The sequence below is a fragment of the Pseudomonas salomonii genome, assembly GCF_900107155.1.
In the GTDB taxonomy this organism is placed as follows: domain Bacteria; phylum Pseudomonadota; class Gammaproteobacteria; order Pseudomonadales; family Pseudomonadaceae; genus Aquipseudomonas; species Aquipseudomonas salomonii.
Genome location: NZ_FNOX01000012.1, coordinates 29521 through 41799 on the forward strand (window position 1 = coordinate 29521; position 12279 = coordinate 41799).

The 12279-nt window shown below is 59.7% G+C and carries 12 protein-coding genes; all 12 read left to right on the top strand.

Annotated elements, in window-relative coordinates; genetic code table 11:
- The first annotated feature begins 30 nt into the window (after positions 1 to 30).
- Entirely contained in the window at positions 31 to 1545 is a 1515-nt protein-coding gene (gene pap / locus BLV67_RS24700; RefSeq protein WP_065931346.1) for a polyphosphate:AMP phosphotransferase, read from the top strand.
- A gap of 285 nt (positions 1546 to 1830) precedes the next feature.
- Complete coding sequence (locus BLV67_RS24705) at positions 1831 to 3015, top strand: thiolase family protein (protein WP_069786550.1); 1185 nt, start codon at positions 1831 to 1833, stop codon at positions 3013 to 3015.
- A gap of 494 nt (positions 3016 to 3509) precedes the next feature.
- Positions 3510 to 4031: a fimbrial protein gene (locus BLV67_RS24710; RefSeq protein ID WP_069786551.1), complete on the top strand. Its 522-nt coding sequence runs from the start codon at positions 3510 to 3512 to the stop codon at positions 4029 to 4031.
- Positions 4032 to 4083: 52 nt separating this feature from the next.
- On the top strand, positions 4084 to 4644 hold the full coding sequence (locus BLV67_RS24715; protein WP_065931348.1) for a fimbrial protein: 561 nt from the start codon (positions 4084 to 4086) through the stop codon (positions 4642 to 4644).
- Between the two features lie 20 nt (positions 4645 to 4664).
- Positions 4665 to 7268 carry an outer membrane usher protein gene (locus BLV67_RS24720; protein WP_163005563.1) on the top strand — a complete coding sequence of 868 codons (2604 nt, stop codon included), beginning with the start codon at positions 4665 to 4667 and terminating at the stop codon, positions 7266 to 7268.
- Complete coding sequence (locus BLV67_RS24725; RefSeq protein WP_069786552.1) at positions 7265 to 8023, top strand: fimbria/pilus periplasmic chaperone; 759 nt, start codon at positions 7265 to 7267, stop codon at positions 8021 to 8023. The genes BLV67_RS24720 and BLV67_RS24725 overlap by 4 nt, the downstream gene beginning before the upstream one ends.
- 25 nt (positions 8024 to 8048) lie before the next feature.
- Positions 8049 to 8633 (top strand): fimbrial protein, encoded by a 585-nt coding sequence (locus BLV67_RS24730; RefSeq protein ID WP_065931350.1) that lies wholly within the window; start codon positions 8049 to 8051, stop codon positions 8631 to 8633.
- 10 nt (positions 8634 to 8643) lie between these two features.
- Complete coding sequence (locus BLV67_RS24735; protein WP_065931423.1) at positions 8644 to 9138, top strand: fimbrial protein; 495 nt, start codon at positions 8644 to 8646, stop codon at positions 9136 to 9138.
- Between the two features lie 13 nt (positions 9139 to 9151).
- Positions 9152 to 9631, top strand: a complete 480-nt coding sequence (locus tag BLV67_RS24740; protein WP_065931351.1) for a fimbrial protein — start codon at positions 9152 to 9154, stop codon at positions 9629 to 9631.
- An 11-nt stretch (positions 9632 to 9642) separates the two neighbouring features.
- Entirely contained in the window at positions 9643 to 10179 is a 537-nt protein-coding gene (locus tag BLV67_RS24745) for a fimbrial protein (protein ID WP_069786553.1), read from the top strand.
- A gap of 91 nt (positions 10180 to 10270) precedes the next feature.
- Positions 10271 to 11224 (top strand): fimbrial protein, encoded by a 954-nt coding sequence (locus BLV67_RS24750; protein WP_065931353.1) that lies wholly within the window; start codon positions 10271 to 10273, stop codon positions 11222 to 11224.
- Positions 11225 to 11305: 81 nt separating this feature from the next.
- Positions 11306 to 12262, top strand: a complete 957-nt coding sequence (locus BLV67_RS24755) for a DMT family transporter (RefSeq protein WP_065931354.1) — start codon at positions 11306 to 11308, stop codon at positions 12260 to 12262.
- Positions 12263 to 12279: the final 17 nt, after the last annotated feature.

Sequence of the window (12279 nt, forward strand, 5' to 3'; positions counted from 1 at the left end):
GTCTTGAGCCATCTTGAAATGGAGCTGCCCATGTTCGAATCCGCGGAAATCGGTCACGCCATCGACAAAGACACCTTTGAGGCCGAAGTGCCGGCCCTGCGTGAAGCCTTGCTGGAAGTGCAATACGAACTGCAACAGCAGAAGCGCTTCCCGGTGATCATCCTGATCAACGGCATCGAAGGCGCGGGCAAGGGCGAAACCGTCAAGCTGCTCAATGAATGGATGGATCCGCGTCTGATCGAGGTGCGCACCTTCGACCAGCAGACCGACGAAGAACTGGCACGGCCACCGGCGTGGCGCTACTGGCGCCAGCTGCCGGCCAAGGGCCGCATGGGCATCTTTTTCGGCAACTGGTACAGCCAGATGCTGCAAAGCCGTGTGCATGGCCAGATCAAGGACGCGCGCCTGGACCAGGCCATCGCGGGTGCCGAGCGCCTGGAAAAGATGCTCTGTGATGAAGGCGCGCTGATCTTCAAGTTCTGGTTTCACCTGTCTAAAAAGCAGATGAAGGCGCGGCTCAAGGCGCTGGCCGACGACCCGCTGCACAGCTGGCGCATCAGCCCGCTGGACTGGCAGCAGTCCGAAACCTACGACAAGTTTGTGCATTTCGGCGAGCGTATCCTGCGCCGCACCAGCCGTGACTACGCGCCGTGGCATGTGATCGAAGGCGTGGATGCGAATTACCGCAGCCTCACGGTGGGCAAAATCCTGCTCGAAAGCCTGCAAAACGCCTTGAAGCTGCCCAAGGGCAAGGCCAGCGGCATGAACCCGGCGCCGTTGATTGCCTCGGTGGACAAAAAGAGCTTGCTCGACAGCCTCGACTTGACCCAGCGCCTGGACAAAGACGATTACGAAGAACAGCTGATTACCGAGCAGGCGCGCTTTTCCGGCCTGATGCGCGACAAGCGCATGCGCAAGCACGCATTGATCACCGTGTTTGAAGGCAACGATGCGGCGGGCAAGGGCGGGGCGATCCGTCGCGTGGCGGCGGCGCTGGACCCGCGCCAGTACCATATCGTGCCGATTGCCGCGCCGAGTGAAGACGAGCGCGCTCAGCCGTATCTGTGGCGCTTCTGGCAGAAGATTCCGGCACGCGGCATGTTCACCGTGTTCGACCGCTCGTGGTACGGCCGTGTGTTGGTGGAGCGTATCGAAGGCTTCTGCACCCCGGCGGACTGGATGCGCGCCTATGGCGAGATCAATGATTTCGAAGAGCAACTGCGCGATGCGGGCGTGATTGTGGTCAAGTTCTGGCTGGCCATCGACAAAGACACGCAGCTGGAGCGCTTCCAGGCCCGTGAGGAAATCCCCTTCAAGCGCTTCAAGATCACCGAAGACGACTGGCGCAACCGCGACAAGTGGGACGACTACCGGGCGGCGGTGGGTGACATGGTCGACCGTACCAGCACCGAAGTGTCGCCCTGGACCCTGGTGGAAGCCAATGACAAGCGCTGGGCGCGGGTAAAAGTGCTGCGCACCATCAACCGCGCGCTGGAAGAGGCGTTCGACAAGACCGACAAACACGACAAGAAGAAAAAGAAATAGCGGAAGCTGTCGAGCATTGATCGTTCCCACGCTCTGCGTGGTAACGCATCCAGTGACGCTCCGCGTCGCCTTCAAGGTGGCCTTGGTCAGCGGGACGCAGAGCGTCCGGGGCTGCATGCCCACGCGGAGCGTGGGAACGATCCAAAGAAATAACCCTGGCTCGCCACAGAAGCCTAGTTCGTAAGGCGGTCATGCTTTTGCATATGCCAGGTGAATGATCATCGCGGTTGGGCAGGCCCGGCTCTATGCTCGGTCCATCTCCCAACAACAAGATCGAGGTAGCCCATGCGTGAAGTAGTGATCGTCGACAGCGTGCGAACCGGCCTGGCCAAGTCGTTTCGTGGCAAGTTCAACCAGACGCGCCCGGATGACATGGCGGCCCATTGCGTCAACGCCCTGCTGACCCGCAATGGTATCGACCCGGCGACGGTCGAGGATTGCATTGTCGGCGCCGGCTCCAACGAAGGCGCCCAGGGCTACAACATCGGGCGTAACGTGGCGGTGCTCTCGCAATTGGGCACCGGGACGGCGGGCATGACCCTAAACCGGTTTTGCTCATCGGGTTTGCAGGCGATAGCGATTGCGGCCAACCAGATTGCCTCGGGTTGCAGCGACATCATCGTTGCCGGTGGCGTCGAGTCCATCAGCCTGACCATGAAAAGCGTCAACACCGACAACCTGATCAACCCGCTGCTCAAGGCGCAGGTGCCGGGCATTTACTTCCCCATGGGCCAGACCGCCGAGATCGTCGCGCGCCGCTATAACGTCAGTCGCGAAGACCAGGACCTGTACGCCCTGCAAAGCCAGCAACGTACCGCCCAGGCCCAGGCCGACGGCTTGTTCAACGATGAAATCGTGCCGATGGCGGTCCAGTACAAGGTCGAAGACAAAAATACCGGCCAGGTGCAGGTGCTCGATGGTGTGGTCGACCGCGACGACTGCAACCGCCCCGACACCACCCTGGCCAGCCTCAATGGCCTTAAGCCGGTGTTTGCCGAAGACGGTTCGGTGACGGCGGGCAACTCCTCACAGTTGTCCGATGGCGCTTCTATGACTTTGGTGATGAGCCTGGAAAAAGCCCTGCAACTGGGGCTCAAGCCCAAAGCGTTTTTCCGTGGTTTTACCGTGGCCGGTTGCGAGCCGGACGAAATGGGCATCGGCCCGGTGTTCTCGGTGCCCAAACTGCTCAAAGCCAAGGGCCTGCAGGTGGCGGATATCGACCTGTGGGAGCTTAACGAAGCGTTTGCTTCGCAGTGCCTCTACGCACGCAATCGCCTGGAAATCGACAACGCCAGGTACAACGTCAACGGCGGCTCGATCTCCATCGGCCATCCGTTCGGCATGACCGGGTCGCGGCAAGTGGGGCACCTGGTGCGTGAGTTGCAGCGCCGTAACCTGCGCTACGGCATCGTCACCATGTGCGTGGGCGGTGGCATGGGCGCGACCGGATTGTTTGAGGCGGTGCGTTAGTCAATCGACAGTTAGCACCGTAGCCAAATAAAGGGGGAGCATGCTCCCCCTTTGCACATTCGCTGTTTGGTAATAATCAGGTACGGCTTCGTTTGTTTGATTAGTTGCTCTAATGGCGTAAACACGGTTATTTTTTAACTCATGTAATCCTCGTCTTACAGATGCGATCTGGTTTGAATTGTTCTCATTAGTCCGCGCGTAGTCCTTTTCCTTCAGCGCTTTTCAAAGTTTTGGCAAATAGCCATGTTTTTCCTGCGTGGTCTAGTGTGTCGCGGCTACTTGGTTTGCGGAAATGGATGGCTTACTTGCGCAAGTGTGAAGTGGAGAATTGCCTGGCGTTGAGCTGATCCCTGAATTGCAATACAACTAATTGGAAAACAACTCAGGAATCATCGGCTTAACAACACGGGTTATAACCGCTCGTTTAATCAGCCCTGCACCGACCTGTGGCCGGGCTTCTTTAATGACACTTGTGAATAAGTGGGAATCTGTACATGAAAACCAAAATGAAAGCTGCGCTGTTGTCTATCGGTCTGATGGCCGGCTCGATCTCTGTTGCGCAGGCAGCGGATGGGACGGTTACGTTTCTGGGGTCGGTGCACTCGGGTGCTTGCTCTATCAAGCCTGACTCGGTGGATCAGACCGTTCGCCTGGGGGCGATTGCCAAACACCAACTGGAGTCGGGCGGCAAGTCTGAAGCGCGTCGTGTGCTGATTGAACTGGAAGGCTGCGACCTGTCCGGCCTGACCGATAACACCGTGACCACCACCTTCACCGGCGCGCCTTCCAGCGCTGTGCCTGGTGCGATCGGTACGGTCGGTGGTGCAGGCGGCGTGGGCATCATGATGACTCACGGCGGTGACCTGGTTGAACTGGGCAAACCCACTACCCCGCAGGTCATCGCCACCGGTAACAACACCCTGGAGTTCGGTGCCTACGTGCAAGGCGCTGCCACCGACCCGATCATCCCGGGCGACTTCAGCGCCGTCACCAACTTCACCTTGGCTTATCAGTAAGTTTTGCTCCCCGCCACCCAGCGTGGCGGGGGGACGCTGACGGGAGATCCAGGTGAAAACATTCAAACGCCTCGCACTCGCCTCTTCTTTGATGACATTCATCAGCCCTTGCGTATTCGCCCAGGCATCTTCGCAAGGTCATGGCGTGGTTCAGTTGGGGGGAGAAGTCGTTGACTCCGCCTGCGGGCTGGAACTGGGCAGTATCGATCAGACCATCGAGATGCCACCGGAGCCGGTCGGCCGGTTGCTACGCAACACGCGCGGCGAAGACCATCCCTTCCAACTGCGACTGGTCAATTGCACGCTGACTCGCCCGGACCCATCACGCCCTGGGGCAACCCTGCCTGACTGGGAACACATGCGGGTGACATTTGACGGCGCTACCGACCGGGGAGGGCTCTCCTTTGCCGTGTTTGGTGGCTCGCAGGGGGTTGCCCTGCACATCGTTGACGCTGCTGGCGAAGAGAGTGTTCCCGGGCAGCGAATGTCGCCCACGCCTTTGTCGGAGGGCGATATGACGCTCAACTACAGATTTTATCTGGTCGGTAATGGACTGCCGCTGGTCGTGGGTGCTCACACCGCCGCAGTGCGGTTCAAGTTGGAATACTTTTGAATAGTGATGGACAGGCGTTCATGTTGAATACAGCGAAGTTCAAAAATACGCTGCGCCCGAGCCTGTTTGGCGGGTTGATGTCTCTGGCAGGAACAGCACTGGGAGCCGGGGATGTCGAGTTTAATACGGATGTGCTCGACCTGATTGATCGCAGCAATATTGACTTGTCTCAATTTGCCCGCAGCGGGTTTATTTTGCCGGGTACTTACACGATGGTGGTGCAAGTCAATGGCCAGCCTATTCCTGAACAATCGGTGGCGTTCTATCCTCCGGACAAAGACCCCAAAGGCAGTCAGGCGTGTTTGTCGCGCAGCCTGGTGGAACAGTTAAGCCTGAAAGGCTCCGATGCCGACAAGCTGGCATGGTGGAAGGGCGGCGAGTGTCTGGATATTCAAAGTTTGCCAGGCATGGAAGTCAGTGGAGACCTGGCCACCTCCACGCTGAGTATCAACTTGCCCCAGGCGTACCTGGAGTACAACGCTATCAACTGGGACCCGCCTGCGCGCTGGGATGAAGGGGTGCCAGGGTTGCTGGTGGACTACAGCCTGACGGCCCAGTCCAATTACCAACGAGGCGACGGCAACCGCAATAACCTCAGTGGCAACGGCACCGTCGGCGCCAATGCCGGCGCCTGGCGCTTGAGGGCCGACTGGCAAGGGCGCCTCGAACGTGGTCGGCAGGAAGCGGCCGGGCCGCAAAAGCTGGAGTGGAGCCGCTACTACGCCTATCGCGCGATTCCTGCGCTGAAGGCGCGCCTGGTGGTGGGCGAGAATTACCTGTATTCGGACCTGTTCGACAGCTTCCGTTTTACCGGTGCCGCGCTCAACTCGGACGAGAGCCAGTTACCGCCCAACCTGCGTGGCTACGCGCCGGAAGTGGTCGGGGTGGCCAAGACCAATGCCAAAGTCATCATCAGTCAACAGGGGCGTGTGCTCTACGAAACCCTGGTCGCAGCAGGCCCCTTTCGCATCCAGGACTTGCAGGATGCGGTAACGGGCAAGCTGGATGTACGCGTCGAGGAGCAGGACGGTTCGGTGCACAGCTTCCAGATGGATACTGCGGGTGTTCCTTATCTGACTCGCCCTGGACAGGTTCGCTACAAGTTGGCGACTGGCCGACCGTCGAATCTTCAGAACGGCTCGGATGGCAATGTTTTCGGCACCGGCGAGTTTTCTTGGGGCATCAGTAATGGCTGGTCGTTGTTCGGCGGCGGTATGACCGATAACAACTATCGGGCGTTATCGGTCGGGGCCGGCAGGGACTTGCTGGCGTTCGGTGCCGTCTCGCTGGATGTGACGCAGTCGCGCGCCGAGGTTTGGCGCGAAACGCTCTCGGGCAAATCCTATCGCCTTCAATACTCCAAGAACTTCGAAGAGTACGACAGCCAAGTGACCTTCGCCGGTTACCGGTTTTCCGAGAAAAACTTCTTGAGCATGAGCGAGTACCTGGACGCCCGGTATTACGGGTTGAACGGCGAACTCGGCGGGCGAGGCGATTATCGCGATCCCAGTGAGGGCTGGAAGCCGATTGGTGGCAGCAAGGCGCTGTATACGGTCACGGTCAACAAGCAGTTTCGCGACCTGGGCGCCACCGTCTACGCCAGCTACAACAAGCAAACCTATTGGGACCGGCCAGACACGCAACGTTGGAACCTGTCGTTGTCGCGCTATTTCAATGTGGGCACGGTCAAGAACATGAGCCTGTCCCTGAACATGTACCGCACCCAGGAATACAACTACAAAGACAACGGCATGGCCGTGACGGTCAGCCTGCCCTTGGGGCGCACCGGCACACTGTCGATGGATGCCAACCGGACCGCCGGCAGGAACAACTTCGCGACGCGCTACAGCGATCGCCTCGATGAGCGCAACAGCTACCAGCTCAGTGCCAGCGATTCTTCCGCCAGTGGTTACTTGAGCCATATGGGCGACCAGGCCGACATCGACCTGAGCGCCAGCACTCAAGAGGGCGGCTACAGCAGCCTCGGCCTGTCGGCACGTGGCGGCGGCACGCTCACCCCCTACGGTGGCGCACTCCATCGCACGACCAGCACCGGCGGCACCCGCCTGATGATCGACACCGGCGGCGTACCTGATGTTCCGGTGCGCGGTTATGGCTCACCGACCCGCAGTAATGTGTTCGGCAAGGCCGTGATCTCCGACATCAGCAGTTACCAGCGCACGGCGGCCAGCGTTGATCTGGAGCGCTTGCCAAACAATGTCGAGGCCACTCAATCGGTCACGCAACTGACCCTTACCGAAGGCGCGATCGGTTACCGCTCGCTGGATGTGATCGCCGGTGAAAAGGCCATGGCCGTTGTGCGTCTGCCCGATGGCAGCTTGCCGCCTTTCGGCGCCACGGTGAAGAACCTCAAACAACAGGACACCGGGATTGTGAATGACGGCGGCAACGTCTACCTGAGCGGTATCCAGGCCGGCGAGCAGATGGTCGTCAGTTGGGGCGGTGACGAACGCTGCCTGCTCACGCTGCCTGTCACGTTGCCTGCGGATGGGTTGACCGACGCCCTGCAACTGCGCTGCCAGCTGGTAGCCACAGACCCATCCTTGGCTGAACCTGCCGTGCTGACCGGCAAGCCCACTGATACGGAGAACACATCCTCATGATGCCCAACATACGACTCACTTCCCAGGCCTTGGCGCTGCTGGCCCTGGCCCTGAGCCAGAGCGCCAACGCCGCCGTCGGCCTGGATCGTACCCGCGTGATTTTTGATGGCGGCAAAGATGCCACCAGCGTGAATATCACCAACAACAATACCCAGTTGCCGTATCTGGCCCAGGGCTGGATCGAGGACGAGGCGGGTAAAAAAATCACCTCGCCACTGATCGTGCTGCCACCGGTTCAACGCCTGGAGCCTGGCAAACAAAGCCAAGTGAAAGTCCAGGCGCTGCCGGCGGCCAAGTCGCTGCCGCAGGACCGGGAGACGGTTTACTACTTCAACCTGCGGGAAATTCCGCCGCGCAGCGATAAGTCCAACACCCTGCAAATTGCCTTGCAGACCCGCATCAAGCTGTTCTACCGGCCGCAAGCCATTACGCCGAGCCAGCAGGACCTGTCCAACCCCTGGCAGCAGAAACTCACCCTGACCCGCGAAGGCGACCAGTACCGGGTCCACAACCCGACGCCTTACTACGTGACCCTGGTGGATGCGCGCAGCAGCAAGGAGGGCAAAACCGTGGAGGGCTTTGCGCCCCTGATGATTGCGCCCAAGGAGTCGTTGACCCTGGGCCCTTCCGCCAAGGCGCTGGGTTCGGCGCCTTACCTGGCCTATGTGAATGATTACGGCGGTCGTCCGCTCCTGGCGTTCACCTGCACGGGTGACACGTGCAACGTGAACGTGCAGGCCTCATCGCCTAATTGAGTAATGCCAGCTGCTGGAGAACATCATGAAGTCGCAACGTGTGAAGGTCTTGGGCGGCCTGTTATGGGTCTTGGCGGCGGCGGTTCACGCCGCCGAGGATGACGAGGATATCGAAGGTATGAGTGGGCTGCTGAATGTGCTCGGCTCTATGCATGAATCGCCTTGCAGCCTGGATATGACCTCACTGCATCAGACGGTTGACCTGGACGCCGTGTCCACCAGCCAATTGCAACGGCCCGGCGACCAGGCGACGGCCAAGGCCTTTCAGCTGCGGTTTACCGATTGCCTGCGCACGGCCGGCCGTGTGCGCAACGAACGCACGGGAAACCTGGCATGGAGCGCCTACCAACCCGTGGTGTCGATAACGTTTGATGCGCCGGCCGATGCCGATGACCCACGGCTGGTCAAAGTGCAAGGCATCACCGGGATGGGCCTGCAATTGACCGACGCCTTGGGCCGTGACGTACAGCTGGGTTCAAGGGGCCAACCCTTGTTTTTGCCCGTAGGACGCAACACCCAGACCTGGCGTGTTCGGCCCACCCGCACCACCGCGCCATTGAGCAGTGGGGCATTCAGGGCTGTGGTGGATTTCAGGCTCAATTATGAGTAAGGGCAACGCGATGACCCAATCAATCGGCCCAAGGGCCATTCTTATTGCTGGTGGCCTGCTGTGGTTTGTCAGTCAAAGTGTGCAGGCCGAGACCAGTTTGGTCATCCGGGCAGTCATCATCGCGCCTGCGCCTTGCGTCATTAATAACGGCACGACCCTTGATGTGCCGTTTGGCAATGACCTTCAGACGTCACGGGTGGATGGCGTCAATTATCGTCGCGGTGTGCCTTACACCGTCACCTGTGATTCGCCCTTCAGCAACGCCCTGACCCTGGAACTCAAAGGCACCGGCGCCGGGTTTGACAGCCGCGTGCTGGCCACCCGCAAGGCCGACCTTGGGGTCAAGTTGTTCGTGAACGGCACTGACTGGCCGCTGAATACGGCGGTGAATTTTACCTTTCCCAATTTCCCCGTGGTGCAGGCGGTGCCGGTCAAGCGTGAGGGCAGCAAGCTGACCGGCGGGGCATTCGATGCTGCCGCCACCCTGGTGGTCGATTACCAATGACGAGGAATGATCAATGACTTTTTGGCAGCAGCGCGCGTTGCTCACCTTGTGTTCCATCGGCCTTTGCAGTGGTGCGTCGGCCAATTTGACGTTCAGCGGGACGCTGAATGAACCACCGCCTTGCACGATCGACAGCGGCAACACGATTGAGGTGGATTTTGGCGACGTCGGGGTAAAGCGCGTCGACGGTGTGAAGTATCGCAGAGGTGTCGGCTACGCCATCAACTGTGGCACCGACACGTTGCCGTGGGAGCTCAAATTGAGCGTCAACGGCACAGCCACCTCGTTTGACGGTGCAGCGGTGCAGACCAACGTACCGGCACTGGGCATTCGTGTTTTCCAGAATAACCTGCCACTTCCACTTAATACGCCACTGGACATCAACCTGTCGTCACCGCCGACTTTGGAAGTGGTGCCGGTGCAGCTGCCAGGCGCCATTTTGACGCCCTCGCGATTTACGGCGGTGGCCACGTTGTTGGCCGAATACCAGTAGGAGCTGAGTCGATGCGAAACCACATTGTGCCAAAAGGCGGGCTGGCGTTTTTGCTCACCTTCGGCCTGATCCCCCTGGGCCATGCGGCGGACAACCTGATGTTCAAGGGCAACCTGGTTGAAGAGGCCTGCACCCTCCGCCCAGGCGATGAAGCAATCACGTTGGAGCTCTGGGACGTCACCAGTAAGCACCTCTACATCAACACGCGAACAGTGGGCAAGCGGTTCCAGCTGCACCTGGAGGAGTGTGACACCACCATTGGCAACACCGTGACCATCACCTTCGGCGGTGCCGAAAACGGCGAGCTGCCCGGTTTGTTCGCGCTGGACGGTGGCAGTGGTGCCTCAGGGATTGGCGTCGGTATTGAGACACTGAGCGATAAGCCACTGCCTGTGAATGCCGTCAGCGATGAACAGGTGTTGAGTGATGGCAGCAATGTGATCGAGCTCAAGGCTTTTGTGCAGGGCGAGCCGACCGCCATCAGGGATCAAACCATCGGGCACGGTGCATACACGGTGACCTCAACGTTTACGCTGGATTACCCGTAACGATCAACCGACATTCATAGGTTGGAAACAGCCTTGCACACACCTCGCTCGCTGGTAGGTGGTCTGCGCGGATACGCAACGAGAGATCAAAATGAAACGAATATACAAAGCTGTTGTGCTGCTTCTGCTGACTGCTGTTGCAACGACCGCGCAGGCCGTTGACTGTCGGGTCAATGGCGGGGCGTGGGGGCGTGTCACTCACCTGACCGTACCCGTGAACGTCCGGCTCGATGAGGATCGCACGAGGATTCTGATGGAGGGCGCCCGGCTCGAATGTCGATTCACCGCTGGTGCAGGTCCTGCTTGGGGCGAAGACTACTGGGCTACCGGTAATCCAACAGGCGCCCCTTGGACCCCCGGCCCTAAATTCAGCAGCGAGAGGGCCGGTTTGCGAATCAACGGATCTTTCCAGAATGTTCCTGTTCCGGCGGGGATACGAATAGCCACGATGCCCAACAACGGCGTCGGCTACCCGATCAATATCACGCCTTACATTCTGATGCGTAGCAGTCCATCCAACCCGATCGATGTTCGAATCGGCGATATGCTTGGGCTCCTGCGTATCTCCGCCACGAACAACTATAACTCAGACAGAGCGGATCTCACGGTGACCTACACCGCAGCCAACGACTTCACCGTTTCCCCCTCCACCTGCACGATCAACAACAATAACCCGATCGAAATCAACTTCGGCACGGTGCACCAGCGCGCAATCGGCATAGACCCGCTCACATCCTCCATCGTCAGTAACCGCAGACTCACCTACTCGTGCCCGGACGGCGGGATCAACACGCCTATCACGATTACCTACAAAGGCACCCGTTCCGGATTCGACACGCGGCTGTTGATGATGAGTAACCCGGACGTGGGCACGGCCATGGTGCGCGCGGGAACTGCAGTGCCGGTGAACGGTTCGTTCCTCACCCGTATCACCAACAGCGCGGGCGCAGACGATGTGACGTTCTCGCTGGTACGGCGCAATGGCTCTCTTCCGACAGCAGGGGCTGTAAGTGGCAGCGGTGTGCTGGTGATGGGGGTGCCCTGACACACAAAATGATCGATACCCAAAGCGCAGTGCATCGCCCTAGAATGCCGGCTCCTCCACCTCTGGTTTTTTGGGGCACTCATGCACATTTCTTCGGGCCGCTGGGTCTATGGTTTTCTCCTGACCCTGCTGACCGCGCTGCTCTGGGGCATTCTGCCGATCAAGCTTAAACAAGTGTTGCAGGTGATGGACCCGGTTACCGTCACCTGGTTTCGCCTGGTGGTGGCCGGCAGTTGCCTGTTTATCTACCTGGCGCTGAGCAAACGCTTGCCCAGTCGCAAGGTGCTTGGTCCCAGGGGCGGCTGGCTGGTGGCGATGGCTGTGTGCGGGCTGGTGGGCAACTACGTGCTGTACCTGGTGGGCCTGAAAATGCTCAGCCCCGGCACCGCGCAACTGGTGGTGCAGATGGGGCCGATCTTTTTGATGATCGCCAGTGTGTTCGTGTTCAAGGAGCGTTTCAGCCTGGGGCAGGGCGCGGGGTTGGTGGTGCTGATCCTTGGTTTTGGTCTGTTCTTCAATCAGCGCCTGGCTGAGTTGCTGACCTCCATGGGCGCCTACACGGCCGGCGTGCTGACGATTCTGCTGGCCACCACCATCTGGGTGTTCTACGCCCTGGGCCAGAAGCAACTGCTGACGGTGTGGAATTCGCTGCAGGTAATGATGGTGATCTATCTGTCGTGCGCCCTGTTGCTCACGCCGTGGGCGCATCCGCTGGAGGCTTTGCAATTGAGCCCGCTGCAAGGCTGGTTGCTGTTGGCCTGCTGCATGAACACGTTGGTGGCGTATGGCGCGTTTGCCGAAGCGCTGGCGCATTGGGAGGCGTCGCGGGTCAGTGCGACCCTGGCGCTGACGCCGTTGGTGACCTTTGTCGCGGTGGCCTTGGCGGCGTGGTTGTGGCCGGACTATGTGCAGGCGGAGCAGATCAATACCCTGGGCTACGTCGGCGCGTTGGTGGTGGTGCTCGGGTCAGCGACGGTAGCGCTGGCGCCGTCGCTGCTCGCCGGGCTCAAGGCCCGGCGGCTGCGCATGGCGCATTAATACCCTTAAAGGACGAA